The 16,915-nt window shown below is 72.7% G+C and carries 17 protein-coding genes; 13 read left to right on the top strand and 4 right to left on the bottom strand.

Annotated features, from left to right (window positions below):
- The first annotated feature begins 7 nt into the window (after nt 1–7).
- The 3 genes from R2E43_RS11145 to R2E43_RS11135 all read left to right on the top strand — a co-directional run bounded on the left by R2E43_RS11145 (nt 8) and on the right by R2E43_RS11135 (nt 3,307).
- On the top strand, nt 8–1,411 hold the full coding sequence (locus tag R2E43_RS11145; protein ID WP_406134151.1) for an ABC transporter ATP-binding protein: 1,404 nt from the start codon (nt 8–10) through the stop codon (nt 1,409–1,411).
- 78 nt (nt 1,412–1,489) lie between these two features.
- Nucleotides 1,490–2,149, top strand: a complete 660-nt coding sequence (locus tag R2E43_RS11140) for a trimeric intracellular cation channel family protein (protein WP_003973517.1) — start codon at nt 1,490–1,492, stop codon at nt 2,147–2,149.
- Between the two features lie 297 nt (nt 2,150–2,446).
- A complete protein-coding gene (locus R2E43_RS11135) occupies nt 2,447–3,307 on the top strand; it encodes a thioesterase family protein (protein WP_162495252.1) in 861 nt (286 codons plus the stop codon).
- 28 nt (nt 3,308–3,335) lie between these two features.
- Here R2E43_RS11135 and R2E43_RS11130 read toward each other — a convergent pair whose 3' ends face one another.
- Complete coding sequence (locus tag R2E43_RS11130; protein ID WP_003973515.1) at nt 3,336–3,962, bottom strand: TetR family transcriptional regulator; 627 nt, start codon at nt 3,960–3,962, stop codon at nt 3,336–3,338.
- 127 nt (nt 3,963–4,089) lie between these two features.
- On the opposite strand from R2E43_RS11130, the gene R2E43_RS11125 reads away from it, so the two are divergent.
- The 3 genes from R2E43_RS11125 (at nt 4,090) to R2E43_RS11115 (ending at nt 5,845) form a co-directional block, all read left to right on the top strand.
- Nucleotides 4,090–4,257: a membrane protein gene (locus R2E43_RS11125; protein WP_003973514.1), complete on the top strand. Its 168-nt coding sequence runs from the start codon at nt 4,090–4,092 to the stop codon at nt 4,255–4,257.
- 34 nt (nt 4,258–4,291) lie between these two features.
- Nucleotides 4,292–4,585 carry a hypothetical protein gene (locus R2E43_RS11120; protein ID WP_003973513.1) on the top strand — a complete coding sequence of 98 codons (294 nt, stop codon included), beginning with the start codon at nt 4,292–4,294 and terminating at the stop codon, nt 4,583–4,585.
- 90 nt (nt 4,586–4,675) lie between these two features.
- Nucleotides 4,676–5,845: a cysteine desulfurase family protein gene (locus R2E43_RS11115; RefSeq protein ID WP_319129899.1), complete on the top strand. Its 1,170-nt coding sequence runs from the start codon at nt 4,676–4,678 to the stop codon at nt 5,843–5,845.
- Nucleotides 5,846–5,881: 36 nt separating this feature from the next.
- On the opposite strand, the gene R2E43_RS11110 is transcribed toward R2E43_RS11115, so the two are convergent.
- Nucleotides 5,882–6,610 (bottom strand): N-acetylmuramoyl-L-alanine amidase, encoded by a 729-nt coding sequence (locus R2E43_RS11110; RefSeq protein WP_003973511.1) that lies wholly within the window; start codon nt 6,608–6,610, stop codon nt 5,882–5,884.
- A gap of 61 nt (nt 6,611–6,671) precedes the next feature.
- Between R2E43_RS11110 and mnmA the strand changes: the two genes are divergently transcribed.
- Nucleotides 6,672–7,802: a tRNA 2-thiouridine(34) synthase MnmA gene (gene mnmA, locus R2E43_RS11105; RefSeq protein WP_003973510.1), complete on the top strand. Its 1,131-nt coding sequence runs from the start codon at nt 6,672–6,674 to the stop codon at nt 7,800–7,802.
- 42 nt (nt 7,803–7,844) lie between these two features.
- Here the strand turns inward: mnmA and R2E43_RS11100 are convergent, their stop codons facing one another.
- Both R2E43_RS11100 and R2E43_RS11095 read right to left on the bottom strand, forming a co-directional pair.
- Complete coding sequence (locus R2E43_RS11100) at nt 7,845–8,624, bottom strand: alpha/beta fold hydrolase (protein ID WP_003973509.1); 780 nt, start codon at nt 8,622–8,624, stop codon at nt 7,845–7,847.
- A 37-nt stretch (nt 8,625–8,661) separates the two neighbouring features.
- Nucleotides 8,662–9,003, bottom strand: a complete 342-nt coding sequence (locus R2E43_RS11095) for a DUF427 domain-containing protein (RefSeq protein WP_003973508.1) — start codon at nt 9,001–9,003, stop codon at nt 8,662–8,664.
- A gap of 91 nt (nt 9,004–9,094) precedes the next feature.
- Here R2E43_RS11095 and R2E43_RS11090 point away from each other — a divergent pair, with 91 nt between their 5' ends.
- From R2E43_RS11090 to R2E43_RS11065, 6 genes are all read left to right on the top strand, one after another.
- Nucleotides 9,095–9,634 (top strand): LOG family protein, encoded by a 540-nt coding sequence (locus R2E43_RS11090; RefSeq protein ID WP_003973507.1) that lies wholly within the window; start codon nt 9,095–9,097, stop codon nt 9,632–9,634.
- A 27-nt stretch (nt 9,635–9,661) separates the two neighbouring features.
- A complete protein-coding gene (locus tag R2E43_RS11085) occupies nt 9,662–10,351 on the top strand; it encodes an SDR family oxidoreductase (protein WP_030870060.1) in 690 nt (229 codons plus the stop codon).
- Between the two features lie 167 nt (nt 10,352–10,518).
- A complete protein-coding gene (locus R2E43_RS11080; protein WP_011030277.1) occupies nt 10,519–11,514 on the top strand; it encodes a methionine synthase in 996 nt (331 codons plus the stop codon).
- Between the two features lie 14 nt (nt 11,515–11,528).
- On the top strand, nt 11,529–13,736 hold the full coding sequence (gene ligA, locus R2E43_RS11075) for an NAD-dependent DNA ligase LigA (protein WP_003973504.1): 2,208 nt from the start codon (nt 11,529–11,531) through the stop codon (nt 13,734–13,736).
- Nucleotides 13,737–13,993: 257 nt separating this feature from the next.
- Nucleotides 13,994–16,234 carry a cyclic Di-GMP phosphodiesterase RmdB gene (gene rmdB, locus R2E43_RS11070; RefSeq protein WP_016327316.1) on the top strand — a complete coding sequence of 747 codons (2,241 nt, stop codon included), beginning with the start codon at nt 13,994–13,996 and terminating at the stop codon, nt 16,232–16,234.
- A 302-nt stretch (nt 16,235–16,536) separates the two neighbouring features.
- On the top strand, nt 16,537–16,908 hold the full coding sequence (locus R2E43_RS11065) for a DUF4267 domain-containing protein (protein ID WP_093457046.1): 372 nt from the start codon (nt 16,537–16,539) through the stop codon (nt 16,906–16,908).
- The last annotated feature ends 7 nt before the right edge of the window (nt 16,909–16,915 follow it).

Here is a 16,915-nt window from a genome sequence, read left to right as displayed (position 1 = left end):
CGAAGCGGTGGCCATCCCCGCGCAGAGCGACGGCACCGAGAGCACGTCCGCCGGGGCCGCCACCCTCACCAAGGGTGCGGCCCCCGGCGAGACCCTGCTCAAGGTGACCGGGTTGCAGAAGCACTTCCCCATCAGGAAGGGCCTGCTGCAGCGCCAGGTCGGCGCCGTCCGCGCCGTCGACGGCATCGACTTCGAGGTCCGCTCGGGTGAGACCCTCGGCGTCGTGGGTGAGTCCGGCTGCGGCAAGTCGACCATGGGCCGGCTGATCACCCGGCTCCTCGAACCGACGGCCGGCAAGGTCGAGTTCCAGGGCAAGGACATCACCCACCTCGGGGTCGGCGGCATGCGTCCGCTGCGCCGCGACGTGCAGATGATCTTCCAGGACCCGTACTCCTCGCTGAACCCGCGCCACACCATCGGCACGATCGTCAGCGCCCCCTTCAAGCTCCAGGGCGTCCAGCCCGAGGGCGGGGTCAAGAAGGAGGTCCAGCGGCTGCTGTCGGTGGTCGGGCTCAACCCCGAGCACTACAACCGCTACCCGCACGAGTTCTCCGGCGGACAGCGCCAGCGCATCGGCATCGCCCGCGCGCTCGCGCTCAACCCGAGGCTGGTCGTGGCCGACGAGCCGGTCTCCGCGCTCGACGTGTCGATCCAGGCCCAGGTCGTCAACCTGCTCGACGACCTCCAGCAGGAGCTGGGCCTGACGTACGTGATCATCGCGCACGACCTCTCGGTGGTCCGGCACGTCTCGGACCGCATCGCGGTGATGTACCTCGGCAAGATCATGGAGCTGGCCGACCGCGACCTGCTCTACAAGACGCCGATGCACCCGTACACCAAGGCGCTGATGTCGGCGGTGCCGATCCCGGACCCGGCGCGGCGCGGCGCGAAGAGTGAGCGCATCCTGCTCAAGGGCGACGTGCCCTCACCGATCGCCCCGCCGAGCGGCTGCCGCTTCCACACCCGGTGCTGGAAGGCGACGCAGATCTGCACGACCACCGAGCCGCCGCTCAAGGAGCTGCGGCCGGGCCAGCAGGTGGCCTGCCACCACCCGGAGAACTTCGAGGACCAGGCTCCGCAGGACGTCGTCCTGCTCACCGCCGCGAAGGAGGCGGCGGAGCTGGTGTCGGAGGACGCGCTGGCCGAGTCGGCGGCGACCTCGGCGGCGGTGGCCGCGGAGGTCGAGGCTTCGGAGGCCGAGGCTTCGGAGGAGACCGCGTCGGAGGACGCTGTCTCGGACGGTGCCGCGCCGAAGGAAGCCGCGTCGAGCGATGCCGCCTCGGACGGTGCCGGGTCGAGCGATGCGGCCTCGGACGACTCCGCGTCGGACGATGCCGCGTCGGACGGCGACGAGCCCGCTGCCGAGAGTGCCGGGAGCACCGACGAGGAGCCTCCCGCCAAGGAGAAGTGACCTCGTTCACTAGGCCCCGCCCAGAGCCCCCGCCTTTGTTTGTAAGGCGGGGGCTCTTTGGCAGGTAAGAATGGAAGGGTGTACGAGCAACTCTTCAGCCCCACCGTCCAGCACACGCTCGACCTGGTCGGCATCTTCGTGTTCGCCATCTCCGGCGCGCTGCTGGCCGTACGCAAGAACTTCGACGTCTTCGGCATCGCCGTCCTCGCCGAGGTCACCGCGCTCGGCGGCGGGCTGTTCCGGGACCTGGTGATCGGCGCGGTGCCGCCCGCCGCCTTCACCGACCTCGGGTACTTCCTCACACCGCTGCTGGCGACGCTGCTGGTCTTCTTCCTCCACCCCCACGTGGAGCGCCTCCAGACCGGCGTGAACATCTTCGACGCGGCCGGGCTCGGCCTGTTCTGCGTCGCCGGCACCACCAAGGCGTACGACTACGGCCTCGGGCTGACCGCCTCCGCCTGTCTGGGCCTGACCACCGCGGTCGGCGGCGGCGTCCTGCGCGACGTGCTCGCCAACGAGGTGCCCTCACTGCTGCGCTGGGACCGCGACCTGTACGCCGTCCCGGCGATCGTCGGCTCCGCGATGGTCGCCCTGTGCATCCGCTACGAGGCGCTCACCCCGTTCACCAGCGGGCTCGCGGTCGTCACGGCCTTCGTTCTGCGGCTGCTCGCCCTGCGCTTCCACTGGCGGGCGCCGCGCGCCTGGAACCGCCGGTCGACGGTGGTGGAGGGGGACTGACCGCCGGCTCCGCTCACGGGTGCGGCATGTCCCCGACGAAGACGAGGCCGTCGACCGGGTCCGGGTGGCCGGGGTCGAGCGGGGCGCAGCCGAACCAGGCCGTCCGTCCTCGACCGGGTGCGGTCGGCCGGGGGAGTGGAGCCGCTGGAGGCCGCCCTGCGCGAGTGGCACGACCGCGTCTCCGCCCGCGGCCGGGCGATGGCGACCGGTTCGGCGCGCCTGGAGAGCTGTCTGCGCGCGAGGGAGGAGCGAGAGAGAAAGCTACCGCTTAGTAGTTTCCTGTTGTACCGTGCAGTCATGCCAGAAGCAGCCTCCGCAGCGGCCGTACGGGCCACCATCGGCGACAGCGAGTTCGACCGCGACACCGCCGTCACCCGACGCGCCCCCGGCGTCTACGACATCGACCTGTCGGCCGGCTGGACGATCATCAGCGCCGTCAACGGCGGCTATCTGCTGGCCGTCCTGGGCCGGGCCCTCGGCGACGCGCTCCCGCACCCCGACCCCTTCACCATCTCGGCGCACTACCTCACCGCCTCCCGGCCGGGCCCGGCCGTGGTGCGCACCGAGACCGTCCGCACGGGGCGCTCCCTCTCCACCGGCCAGGCCTCCCTCCTCCAGTACGACGACGAGGGCAACGAGGTCGAGCGCATCCGCGTCCTCGCCTCCTACGGCGACCTCGACGCGCTGCCCGACGACGTCCGCACCTCGGCGAAGCCGCCCGCGATGCCGCCGATGGACCAGTGCTTCGGCCCGGAGGACGGCCCCGCCCCGGTCGAGGGCAGCTCGGCCATCGCCGACCGGCTGATGCTCAAGCTGGACCCCGCCACCCTGGGCTGGGCGCTCGGGCAGCCCTCGGGCCGCGGGGAGATGCGGGCCTGGTTCGGCCTCGCCGACGGCCGCGACGCCGACCCGCTCTCGCTGCTCCTCGCGGTGGACGCGCTGCCGCCGACCGCCTTCGAGCTGGGGCTCAAGGGCTGGGTGCCGACGGTCGAGCTGACCGCGCACGTGCGGTGCCGCCCCGCACCGGGCCCGCTGCGGGTCTCCATCACCACCCGCAACCTCGCCGGCGGCTTCCTGGAGGAGGACGCCGAGGTCTGGGACAGCACCGACCGCCTGGTCGCCCAGTCCCGCCAGCTGGCCCGGGTCCGGCTCGGCTGACCCGGCGGCTCCTCGGGCCGGCCGGTACTCAGTCCAGCCAGTGCGTGCGGCCGACGCTGATCAGCCGCAGTTGCCGCCGTGCCGTCTCGACGGCCCGGCGGCGCTCCTCTTCCGGGGCGTCCAGAGTCTCCAGGAAGAGGGAGGCCGTGATCAGCATCTGGTCGACGTAGAGGCCCGCCAGCATGCGCAGGTCGGTCTCGCTCCAGCCCGCCGCCGACGCGTCCGTGGCCAGCTCGGCCCGCACCTCCTCGGCGAACCGCGCCAACTGCTCGCGTATCGCCCGGCGCACCGGCTGCACACCGCCGTGCCGCTCCCGCGCGATGAAACGGACGTGGGCCGGGTGTGCGGCCACATGACCGGCGATCAACTCGACCGCGCGGGCGATGCGTTCGTCGTCGTCCTCGGCCGGTGACATGGTGGTCCGGATCATCGGGTGCAGGCTGCCCAGCGCCTCCTCGACCAGCGCCACGCCGAGATCCGCCGTGGAGTGGAAGTGCCGGTAGAAGGCGGTCGGGGCGACCCCCACGGCACGGGTGACCTCGCGCAGTCCCAGGCTGCTCAGACTCTGCTCCTCCAGCAGGCCGAGCGCCGCGTCCAGGAGCGCCTGCCGGGTCTTCCGCTTCTGCGCCTGCCGAACACCGGGGGTGTGACTCATGCCATGCAGTTAACAACTGTTCTCCGGAATTGAAAAGCCGTGCGGCGCGCTAGACTGAAAAGTCAGTGAACAACTGTAACCACAACCGTTCACCGAAGCGTCCACGCAAGGTTGGGGGACCCGTTCCATGCTGTTTCTCGTAGTCGCACTTCTGCTCCTCGGAGTGGTCCTGGGCGCCGTCGCCCACGCACCGCTGACCTTCTCCGTCGCGGCCGGCCTGGTCATCGCCGTCTGGCTCGGCATCTTCGCGGTCCGCGAGCGGCACGGCCGCCGGCGGGGCACCTCCGCCCACTGACACACCTCCACCGACACCCGGCAGGGAGAACACCATGCAGCTCACCGCACCGGCCGACCGCACCACCGAGAGCCCCCGCACCACCCGTCGTACCGGCATCCACGACACCGACGGCATGGCCGTCGCCTCCTTCGTCCTCGGACTCCTCGGACTGCTGGTCCTCAACGTCTTCCTCGGCCCGGTCGCCATCGCCCTGGCCGGCATCGCCCTGTGGCGCGGCACCGCCCGCCGCGGCCGGGCCCTCCTCGGTCTCGGCCTGGGCGTCGCCGACCTGCTGGTCCTGGTCGCCTTCATGTCCGCCGACAGCACCCTGTCCTGGAGTCTGTGAACCGCCTCACCGTCTCGTCCCGGCCGCGGTCCGACGAGACCGGCCTTGGTCCGAGGCCGGGCGGAACCGCCCCGTAGAATCGGCCGCACCATGGCTTACCTCGACCACGCCGCGACCACCCCGATGCTTCCCGAGGCGGTCGAGGCGCTCACCGCGCACCTGAGCGCCACCGGCAACGCCTCCTCCCTGCACGCGTCCGGCCGCCGGGCGCGGCGCACCGTCGAGGAGGCCCGCGAGAACCTCGCCGAGGCGCTCGGCGCCCGCCCCAGCGAGGTGGTCCTCACCTCCGGCGGCACCGAGGCCGACAACCTCGCCGTCAAGGGCCTGTACTGGGCCCGACGCGACGCCGACCCGGCCCGCACCCGGGTCCTGGCCAGCCCCGTCGAGCACCACGCGGTCCTCGACGCCGTCCACTGGCTCGGCGAGCACGAGGGCGCCACCGTCGAGTACCTGCCGGTCGACGCCCAGGGCCGGGTCCACCCCCAGGCGCTCCGCGAGGCCATCGCCCGCGACCCCGGGAACGTCGCCCTCGCCACCGTCATGTGGGCCAACAACGAGATCGGCACCATCATGCCGGTCCGGGAACTCGCCGACGTGGCCGCCGAGTTCGACGTGCCGCTGCACGCCGACGCGGTCCAGGCCTTCGGCCAGCTCCCGGTCGGCTTCGCCGACTCCGGGCTCGCCGCCATGACCGTTTCCGGCCACAAGATCGGCGGCCCCTACGGCATCGGCGCGCTGCTGCTCGGCCGGGAGTACAGCCCCGTCCCCGTCCTGCACGGCGGCGGCCAGGAACGCCACGTGCGCTCCGGCACCCTCGACGTCCCCGCCGTCGCCTCCTTCGCGGTCGCCGGGCGTCTCGCCGCCGAGCAGCGCGAGTGGTTCGCCCGCGAGATCGGCGCCCTGCGCGACGACCTGGTCGACGCCGTCCGTACGGCCGTCCCGGACGCCATCCTCGGCGGCGACCCGTCACCCGGGGGACGCCTGCCGGCCAACGCCCACTTCACCTTCCCGGGTTGCGAGGGCGACTCGCTCCTCCTGCTGCTCGACGCCCAGGGCATCGAGTGCTCCACCGGCTCCGCCTGCACCGCGGGCGTCGCCCAGCCCAGCCACGTCCTGCTGGCCACCGGAACCGATCCCGACCTGGCCCGCGGCACCCTGCGCTTCTCCCTGGGGCACACCTCGACCGAGGCCGACGTGGAGGCGGTCGCCAAGGCGATCGGCCCCGCGGTGGAACGCGCCCGGGCGGCGGGGCTGTCGTAGGAGCCGGCGTACGTGCCGTACGGGCTGCCGCGGGGCTCAGGCCTTGGTCGGCGGCTTCGACGGACCGCTCGTGGCCGCCCGCCGCACCAGCTCCAGATACCGGTCCCAGTCCCAGTGCGGCCCCGGGTCGGTGTGGTCGGTGCCCGGCACCTCCACGTGGCCCAGGATGTGCTTGCGGTCCACGGGTATGCCGTACCGCGCGCAGATCCCCGCCGTCAGCCGCGCCGAGGCGGCGTACATCGCGTCGGTGAAGTCCTGCGGGCGGTCCACGAAGCCCGCGTGCTCGATGCCGACACTGCGTTCGTTGTAGTCGCGGTTGCCCGCGTGGTAGGCCACGTCCAGCTCGCGGATCATCTGGGTGACGCGCCCGTCCTGCCCGACGATGTAGTGCGCGGCCGCCTTGTGCCCCGGGTCCTGGAAGGCCCGCACCGCGCTGTCGAAGCTGCCCTGTGTGACATGGACGATCACCATGTCGATGCCGAAGTCGTCCGGCCGGTCCGCCCGCCGCCAGTTCGCGTCCGACGCCGCCACCCAGCGCGCGCCCGCGTAGTCGACCACGCCGTCCTCGCGGGGCCGCTCGACGCCCGGTATCCGCCACCACAGCCGGGACAGCTCGTCGCGGGCCAGCACACCGGTGCCCACGGCCGCCGCCGCCCCGCCGACGATCAGCGCGCGGCGGCCGATACGGCGGTCGCCGTCCGCGGACCCGCCGCCGGCCGGCCCGCCCGGTGTGGACCCGCTCGTGGATCCCTGCTTCGCCCCCATGCGATCTTCAACGCATACTCGCGCGCTCCGGTTCCCGCTTCCCCCGTACTCTGGAGGAGTTATGACTGAGACCCCGCAGCGCACCCGCCCCCTCCGCGTCCTCGCCGCCATGTCGGGCGGAGTCGACTCCGCCGTCGCCGCCGCCCGCGCGGCCGAGGCGGGGCACGACGTGACCGGCGTCCACCTGGCCCTCTCCGCGAACCCGCAGTCCTTCCGCACGGGCGCCCGGGGCTGTTGCACCATCGAGGACTCACGGGACGCTCGCCGCGCCGCCGACGTCATCGGCATCCCGTTCTACGTGTGGGACCTCGCCGACCGCTTCCGGGAGGACGTGGTCGAGGACTTCGTCGCCGAGTACGAGGCCGGCCGCACCCCCAACCCGTGCCTGCGCTGCAACGAGAAGATCAAGTTCGCGGCCCTCCTGGACAAGGCCCTCGCGCTCGGCTTCGACGCCGTCTGCACCGGCCACTACGCCCAGGTGATCCTGCGCGAGGACGGCGTCCGCGAGCTGCACCGCGCCTCCGACATGGCCAAGGACCAGAGCTACGTCCTCGGGGTGCTCGACGACCGGCAGCTCGCCCACGCCATGTTCCCGCTCGGCGACACGGTCACCACCAAGGACGAGATCCGCGCGGAGGCCGAGCGCCGGGGCCTCGCGGTCGCCAAGAAGCCCGACTCGCACGACATCTGCTTCATCGCCGACGGCAACACCCAGGGCTTCCTCGCCGACCGGCTCGGCAAGGCGGAGGGCGACATCGTCGACGAGGCGGGCAACCGGCTCGGCACCCACGAGGGCGCCTACGGCTACACCATCGGCCAGCGCAAGGGCCTCCGCATCGGCACCCCGGCCCCCGACGGCAAGCCGCGCTACGTCCTGGACATCTCCCCGGTGAACAACACCGTGACGGTCGGCCCGGCCGAGGCCCTCGACGTCGACGCCCTCCGCGCGATCAAGCCCCGCTGGTGCGGCGCCGCCCCCACCGGCCCCGGCACCTACACCGCCCAGCTCCGCGCCCACGGCGGCGAGACCGAGGTCCGCGCCGAACTCGTCGACGGCACCCTGGAGGTGACCTTCAGCGAGCCGGTCCGGGGCGTCGCCCCCGGCCAGGCGATCGTGCTGTACGACGGCACGCGTGTGGTGGGCTCGGCGACCATCGCGTCGACGACGCGCGCGACGGCCGGAGCCGCCTGAGCCGTCCGCCCGGACGCAGGGGGCGACCTCGAAGGCGCCGGCTCAGCCCGCGAGGAACTCCGCGAGCACCGGCGCCAGTACGCCCGGCTCCACCATGTGGGTCTGCCGGTCCACGGTGCCGTACCTGCCGTCGGGAGCCGCCTCCGCGATCGCCCGGGCCGCCTCGTGCCACCACGCGTCGCTCGCGCCGCCCGCGAGGACCAGCAGCGGCACGGTGATCGCGGCGATCTCGGAGCGGGGCACCCGGCCGTCGCCCAGCACGGCGTCGTCGTACGCGAGGCTCGGCGCCACCGACTCCATCCCGGCCCACATGGGGGACTGCCGGGCGCCCCGGATCATCTCCTCGCCCAGCCCCGTGTGGCGGAGGAACAGCTCCACCGCGTCCCCGCGCCGGCCCTGCCCCAGCGCCTCGGCCAGCCGCCCGGTGTACTGGGCCGCGGCCCGTACGGCGGCGTCGTCCATGGCGTACGGCACCTCGTAGACGGCGACCCGGCGCACCGGCAGACCGCTCGCCGCCGCCCGGAGCACCAGCGCGCCGCCCGACGACATCCCGTACAACGACGCCTCGCCGCCCAGCGCCTCGATCAGCGCCGCCAGGTCCTCGATCTCGCGTTCCACCGCGTAGGGCGCGGTGTCGCCGCTCTCGCCGCGCCCCCGGCGGTCGTACACGGTGACGTCGAAACGGCCCGACAGCTCGGCGGCCAGGGGCGCCGTCGTGGCCCCCGTCGACATCGCGCCGCTGACGAGCACGACCGCCGGCCCCTGCCCGGAGCGTTCGTAGGCGATGCGGGTGCCGTCACGCGAAACAGTCGTCATCTCCATGCCAGTGCAGACTGCCCTACGGCAGGTGATTCATCGCTCAGGACACCTCGACTTCGTAGAAACAGAGGTGGTCCTTGATCTCCGCGACCTCCGGCTTCGGGTCCGGGTACGCCCACACCAGGTCCGCCGCGCCGGGCAGCGACCAGTAGGACGCGTCGCCCTTGAAGGGGCAGTGGGTCTGCGTGTCGGACGGCGTCAGCAGGTCGAGGCGTACGTCCTGGGGCGGGATGTAATACCGGTCAGGCAAGCCCGTCTCGTGGAGCACCAGCGCCCCGTCGCTCTCCGCCAGCACCTGCCCGCCGTGCACCACGCGCACGTGCCGCTCGCTCGGTTCGACGGTGATGCGGTGTCCCCCGAGTCCCTTGGGTCCCTTGGTCACGATCGTCCTCCTCGGTGGCAGTGGTCTTCGTCACTACAGCGTGCCCGGACGCCCGGTTCTTCCCGTCCCGGCGGGCCGTACGGTGGACGCCATGAACATCTGCGTCTTCCTCTCCGCCGCCGACCTCGACGAGCACTACACGCGCCCCGCCAAGGAGTTCGCCGAACTGCTCGGCAAGGGCGGGCACACCCTCGTCTGGGGCGGCTCCGACGTCGGTCTGATGAAGGTGGTCGCCGACGGCGTGCAGGAGTCCGGCGGAAAGCTGCTCGGGGTCTCGGTGGACTTCCTGGCCGCCAAGGCGCGCGAGGGCGCCGACGAGATGGTGATCGCGAAGGACCTGGCCGAGCGCAAGCGGCTGCTGCTGGAGAAGGCCGACGCCGTGGTCATCATGGTGGGCGGCACCGGCACGCTCGACGAGGCCACCGAGATCCTGGAGCTGAAGAAGCACGGGCACACCGACAAGCCGGTCGTCCTGCTGAACACCGCGGGCTTCTACGACGGCCTCAAGGAGCAGTTCCGCCGCATGGAGGACGAGGGCTTCCTGCCCCGCCCCCTCACCGAGCTGGTCTTCTTCGCCGAGGAGCCGGTGGGCGCGCTCGCCTACCTGGAGGAGAGCCAGGGCATCGAGTAGCACGCCGGTGGTGCGAGCATGGCGGGCATGGCTACACATGTGATCACCGGAGCGGGCTCCGGCATCGGCGCGGCCGTCGCCCGCCGCCTGCACGAACGCGGTGACGAGGTCGTGCTCCACGCGCGCGACGCGGGCCGCGCGAAGGAACTCGCCGCCGCGCTTCCCGGTGCGAAGACGCTGGTCGGCGATCTGTCCGACCCCGGCAAGCTGTCCTGGGCCCTCTCCCACCAGAGCCTGCCCGACCGGGTGGACTCGCTGCTGCACATCGCCGGGGTCGTCGACCTCGGCCCGGTCGGCGACCTCACCCCGAAGACCTGGCTCCACCAGCTCAGCGTCAACCTCGTCGCCCCCGCCGAGCTGACCCGCCTGCTGCTGCCCCAGCTCCGGGTGGCCCAGGGCCAGGTGATCTTCGTCAACTCCGGCTCGGGCCTCAACGCCCACGCCGGCTGGGCCGCGTACGGCGCCTCCAAGCACGGCCTGAAGGCGCTTGCCGACGCCCTGCGCCAGGAGGAGCACGCCAACGGCGTCCGCGTCACCTCGGTCTACCCCGGCCGCACCGCCAGCCCCATGCAGGCCAAGGTCCACCAGCAGGAGGGCAAGGACTACGACCCGGCGAAGTGGATCGACCCCGAGTCCGTCGCCACGACCATCCTGATGGCCCTGGACCTCCCGAGGGACGCGGAGGTCAACGACCTGACGGTACGCCCGGGACGGTGAGCGCCCTTCCGGAACCCCGGACCGGATCACTCAGCCCGTCCGGCGTTTGAGGACGAGGCCGTCCAGGCCGAAAGCGGGGGGTCTGGGGGCGGCAGCCCCCAGGGTCGGGGACGGGAAGGGGCGGCGGGGGCGAAATCAAGCCCCGCGCCCCTGCGTACGCTTGCCCCGTGAACGACACCTTCGCCCCCGCCACCGGCATCGGCAGCCTCCCGGGCCACGACGCCCGAGAGGCCGCCAAGACCGCCACCGGCAGCTTCGAGGACTTCCCCTTCCTCCCCGAGCTGCCCGCCCGCGGCCCCGGCGCCGACATGATCGGCCGCACCGCCGGCATGCTCGTCGAGCTGTACGCGCGCGTGGAGCCCAGCGGCTGGCGGCTCGGCGACCGCCCGGGCCGGGACACCAAGCGGGCCCGGGCCTGGCTGGGCGAGGACCTCGACGCCCTGGAGGAGTTCACCCAGGGCTACGAGGGCCCGCTCAAGGTCCAGGCCGTCGGCCCGTGGACCCTCGCCGCCGCCCTGGAACTGCGGGGCGGCGAGGCGGTCCTCTCCGACCCCGGCGCCTGCCGCGACCTCGCCGCCTCGCTCGCCGAGGGCCTGCGCCTGCACCTGGCGGAAGTACGGCGCCGCGTGCCGGGTGCCCGTGTCGTCCTCCAGCTCGACGAACCCTCCCTCACCGCGGTCCTGCGCGGCCGGATCCGCACCGCCAGCGGCTACCGCACCCACCGCGCCGTCGACCGCCAGGTCGTGGAGGGATCCCTCCGCGAGGTCGCCGGGGTGCACGACGGCGGCCCCGTCGTGGTCCACTCCTGCGCGCCGGACGTGCCGTTCGCCCTGCTGCGCCGGGCGGGTGTCGCGGGTGTCTCCTTCGACTTCTCGCTTCTCACCGAGCGTGACGACGACGCCATCGGCGAGGCCGTCGAGGGCGGCACCCGGCTCTTCACCGGTGTCGTGCCGGGCACGGACACCGCATTGTCAGACCCTGCCGGTAGCGTCAGGGGTGTCAGAACGCTGTGGCGCAGGCTGGGGCTGCGTCCGGAGCTGCTCGCGGAGGCGGTCACCGTCACTCCGGCGTGCGGACTCGCGGGTGCCTCCCCGGACTACGCCCGGCGCGCGCTCGCCCACTGCGTCCGGGCGGCAAGATCTCTCGCGGACAACCCAGAGTAACGGGAGGACATACGGTGGCCGGCGACAAGCAGGGCGACAAGCAGGCGGAGACGACGAGTGTGCCCGCCGAGGCGCGGGAGCGGCACGCGCAGCTCGCCGAGCAGATCGAGGAGCACCGCTTCCGGTACTACGTGAACGACGCGCCCGTCGTCAGCGACGCGGAGTTCGACCGGCTGCTGCGCACCCTGGAGGAGCTGGAGGAGCGGCACCCGGAGCTGCGCACCCCCGAGTCCCCGACCCAGAAGGTCGCCGGCGCCTACGCGACCGAGTTCACGGCCGTGCAGCACCCCACGCGGATGCTCTCCCTGGACAACACCTTCAACGACGACGAGCTGGCCGCCTGGTTCGAGCGCATCGCCCGGGAGCTGGGCGAGCAGGAGTACCACTTCCTGTGCGAGCTGAAGGTCGACGGACTCGCCGTCAACCTCACCTACGAGCGCGGCCGCCTCGTCCGCGCCGCCACCCGCGGCGACGGCCGCACCGGCGAGGACATCACGCCCAACGTCCGCACCATCGCCGAGATCCCCGACCGCCTGGCGGGCGACAAGGTCCCCGACCTGGTGGAGATCCGGGGCGAGGTCTACTTCCCGATGGAGAAGTTCCAGGAGCTCAACGCCCGGTTGAACGAGGCGGGGGACAAGCCCTTCGCCAACGCGCGCAACGCGGCGGCCGGTTCGCTGCGCCAGAAGGACCCGCGCGTCACCGCCTCCCGCCCGCTGCACATGGTGGTCCACGGCATCGGCACCCTGGAGGGCTACTCGGGCCTGACCCGCCTCTCCCAGGCGTACGACCTGCTGAAGGCCTGGGGCCTGCCCACCTCCCCGCACAACCGGGTGGTCGACGGCCTGGACGGCGTACGCGAGTTCATCGCGTACTACGGCGAGAACCGGCACTCCGTCGCGCACGAGATCGACGGCGTCGTCGTCAAGGTCGACGAGATCCGCCTCCAGGGCCGGCTCGGCTCCACCGCCCGCGCGCCCCGCTGGGCCATCGCCTACAAGTACGCGCCGGAAGAGGTCAACACCAAGCTGGTCGACATCAAGGTGGGCGTCGGCCGCACCGGCCGCGTCACGCCGTACGCGCAGGTCGAGCCGGTCACGGTGGCCGGCAGCGAGGTGGAGTTCGCCACCCTGCACAACCAGGAGGTCGTCAAGGCCAAGGGCGTGCTCATCGGCGACACCGTGGTGCTGCGCAAGGCCGGTGACGTGATCCCGGAGATCCTCGGGCCGGTCGCCGACCTCAGGGACGGCAGCGAGCGGGAGTTCGTGATGCCGGCCGAGTGCCCCGAGTGCGGGACGCCGCTGAAGGCGATGAAGGAGGGCGACATCGACCTCCGCTGCCCCAACGCCCGCGCCTGCCCGGCCCAGTTGCGCGAGCGGGTCGCCTACCTCGCGGGCCGGGAGTGCCTGGACATCGAGCACTTCGGCGGGGTCGTGGCGGCCGCGCTGACCGGGCCGCTGGAGCCGTCCGAGCCGCCCCTGGTGGACGAGGGCGACCTCTTCGACCTCACCGTCGAGAAGCTGCTGCCCATCAAGGCGTACGTCCTGGACCCCGACAGCGGGCTGCCCAAGCGCGACCCCAAGACCGGCGAGGAGAAGATCGCCACGGTCTTCGCCAACAAGGAGGGCGAGCCGAAGAAGAACACCCTCGCGCTGCTCCAGCACATCGAGGAGGCCAAGACCCGCCCGCTGGCCCGCTTCATCAACGGCCTCTCCATCCGGTACGTCGGGCCGGTCGCCGCCCAGGCCCTCGCCCGCGAGTTCCGCTCCATCGACCGCATCGAGCAGGCCACCGAGGAGGAGCTTGCGAGCACGGACGGGGTGGGCGGCACCATCGCCACCGCCGTCAAGGAGTGGTTCGCGGTGGACTGGCACCGCGAGATCGTGCGCAAGTGGAAGGCGGCCGGGGTCCCGTTGGAGGACCGGTCGACGGGGGAGGACGAAGGGCCGCGCCCGCTCGAAGGACTCACCGTCGTCGTCACCGGCACCCTGGAGAACTTCACCCGGGACGGCGCCAAGGAAGCCCTCCAGAGCCGGGGCGCGAAAGTGACCGGATCGGTGTCCAAGAAGACGTCGTTCGTCGTGGTCGGTGACAACCCCGGTTCGAAGTACGACAAGGCGATGCAACTGAAGGTGCCGGTTCTGAACGAGGACGGTTTCGCCGTTCTGCTCGAACAAGGACCCGAAGCGGCGGCGGATGTCGCGCTTTCGGCTGAGGAATAGCGGTTGAAGGCCACCCGATCGGCGCATATCAGATGCATACGGGTGGCCGGGTGGCATTCGGGCAACCGTCGACGACCAGTGCCCCTGGAAGCCTTCCGCGGCCTACTGTTGAGGTGTGCGCCCGCCGTGCCCAGCTGCGGTCGGGGCACCCCCCTGCCCCCAGTGACAGGGGGAGGGGTCTTTGACGCGGAGCCGTTGAAGGTGGTCGAGGCGGGGGCCGCGTGGCGTGGGCACCGCCGGCTGTGAGAGGGACGGGAATGGAACCGACCGAGAGCGCCGCCGCGGGCTCACGGCTGCGCCTGCGTCGCATGGCGGACGCGTGGCACGTGAGCCGGTGGCTCGGGCAACGCGATGGTGGCGTCCCGTCTTCCGTGACGGGCACCCGCGTGCCGCAGGCCGTCGGCCGCCCCCACGGCCACCCGCAAGGACACCCCCACGGCCTCGTCGATCCGGACGGCGAACGGCACCTGTCCTGGCCCGCGTTGCCCGCGGCCGTCGTCGCGACCGCCGCCTTCGTCCTGGGCGCCGGTTTCTACCGGGCGTTCAGCGACGGACACGCACTCTTCCCGGCCGGCACCGTCGGCTGGTCCCTGGCCGTGCTGTCCGGCATCGTCGTCGGCCACCTGGTCATGCTGGGCCGCTCCCGCTGGTGGGGCGGCACCGGTTCGGGCGCCGCCCTCACCCTCGCCGTCCTGCTGCTGTACGGCTGGATTCCGGCCGGCATGGTCAGCCTCACCGTCGTCGTCCTGGTCGGCATAGCCCGCCGGGGCCGCTGGCGGCAGGGCGTCCTGCACGGCGCGGTGGACATCCTCGGCATCGCCGCGGGCGCCGTGGTCCTCGGCGTCTGCGGCTCCGTACCGTCCGTGGAGCGCCCCTGGGACCCCGAGACCTGGGGGGTGTACGCGGCGCCCAAGGTGGTGCTCGTCGCCGTCGCCTACCTCGCCGTCACCCGTGCCCTGCTCTGGTACATCCAGACCCCGCGCCCCGGCCTGCCCACGGCCGCCCGCACCGCCCTGGTCCGACACGGCCTGGTCGCGGTCGCCCTGCTCGGCATCGCGCCGCTGATCTGCGTCGTCGCCGTCGCCAAGCCGCTGCTGCTGCCGCTGTTCGCCATCCCGCTCATCGCCCTCGACTCCACGCTGTGGATCGCCCGCGCCCGCGCCGAGGAGCAGTTGCGCGACCCGCTCACCGGCCTGCCCAACCGGCAGTGGCTCCTGGAGCGCACCTGGACCGCGCTGGACGACGCCGAGCGCATCGGCGCCCGCGCCGCCCTGATGCTGATCGACCTCGACCGTTTCCGGTCGGTCAACGACACACTCGGGCATCTCGCCGGCGACCGGCTGCTGCTGCAGACCGCCGACCGGCTGCGGCAGGCCCTGCCGCGCGGGGCGGAGGCCGCGCGGCTCGGCGGTGACGAGTTCGCCGTCTTACTGCCCGTCGCCGACTCCACCACGTCGGCGACCCGGATCGCCCGGAGCCTGGTGGGCGCCCTCAGCTCCCCCATGGACCTGGACGGGCTCACCCTCGTCCTGGAGGCCAGCGCCGGCGTCGCCGTCTTCCCCGACCACGCGCTGGACGCCGAGGGACTGCTGCGCCGTGCCGACGTGGCGATGTACCAGGCGAAGCGGGACCGCACCGGCGTGGAGGTCTACGAGTCCAAGCGGGACTCCAACACCCCGGACCGGCTCGGCCTCCTCGGCGACCTGCGCCGGGCCCTGGACGCCCACGAGGTCCAGCTGCACTACCAGCCCAAGGTCCGCTTCGACGGCCAGGTCGCGGGCCTGGAGGCCCTGGTGCGCTGGGTGCACCCCGAGCGGGGCAAGGTGCCGCCGGACGAGTTCATAGCGATCGCCGAGTCCTCCGGGCTGATGCCCCACCTCACCGAGTACGTACTGGAGACGGCGCTCGGCCAGGTCGCCCGGTGGCGCGCCCAGGGGCTGTTCGTGCCGGTCGCGGTCAACGTCTCCCCGCGCGACGTCCACACCCCCGGCTTCGCGGGCTCGGTGGCCGCCCGGCTCGCCCGGCACGGAGTGCCCGCGGGAGCGCTCCAACTCGAGATCACGGAGCACGTCCTCCTGGAGGACCCGCAGCGCGCGGCCGACACCCTCAACGCGCTGACCGGACACGGCGTCAAGATGTCCCTGGACGACTTCGGCACCGGTTACTCCTCCCTCGTCCACCTGCGCAGGCTGCCCGTCAGCGAGCTGAAGATCGACCGCTCGTTCGTGGCCCGGCTGGCCATCGACAACGAGGACGCCGAGATCGTGCGCTGCACCGTCGACCTCGCCCACTCGCTCGGCCTGCTCGTCGTCGCCGAGGGCGTGGAGGACGACGAGACCTGGGAGCGCCTGCGGGACCTCGGCTGCGACGCCGTACAGGGCTGGCTGGTCGCGGCCGCGATGCCGCCGGAGGAGACCACCGCCTGGCTGCTCGCCCGCGGCTCCCGCGGCTGGGTCCGGGCCGCCGCCGCCCTGCCCGCGGCGGCGAGCGACGAGTGACCTGACCACCACGACCACACCACGCGACCCGGCCCGCTCGCCGCGGCGGCGGGCGGGGCAGGCCTGAGCCGGGCAGAGGTGAGCCGGGCAGGCCTGGGCCGGGCGTCGGCGGTGTCCCGTGCGCGCCCCCGGCCGCCGCGGTCGAGACCCGCGGGTCGACCGGCAGCTCCTCGCAGCCCGTACCCCGGCCACGCTCCCGGCGCGGGTGGATCGTCACGACCTTCAATCTAGCAGCGCTAGCCATTCTGTCGTCGATCTGTTAGCGTCACTCTTGTCCCTAGCGCTGCTAGCAAGGAGAAGCCGTGACCGTCACCGCGTACACCCTGGCCGTCGTGCTCAACCTGTTCTGCCTGTTCCTGGGGTACCGCTTCCTGTTCCAGCCCGCCTCCGCCGCCACCGGCTACGGTGTCCCGGCCGACGCCGGCGGCGACGCCGCCGCCTACCTGACGGTCAAGGGCGTCAGGGACGGCACGCTCGGTGTGGTGGGGCTGGCGCTGCTGGTCTTCGCCGGTGCCCGCCCCGAGGCGTGGTTCATGCTCTGCGTCGCCCTCGTCCCGCTCGCCGACACGCTCATAGTGCTGCGCCACGGGGGTACGAAGGCGGTGGCCTTCGGGATCCACTTCGCCACCGCGATCGTTGTCCTCATCAGTGCCGGACTGCTCTTCGCGGTCTGAGCGCACC

Origin of the sequence: Streptomyces violaceoruber (genome assembly GCF_033406955.1) — a bacterium.
Taxonomy (GTDB): Bacteria; Actinomycetota; Actinomycetes; order Streptomycetales; family Streptomycetaceae; genus Streptomyces; species Streptomyces violaceoruber.
Note: the sequence above shows the minus strand (reverse complement) of the source record. Positions and strands in the feature narration are given on the sequence as shown.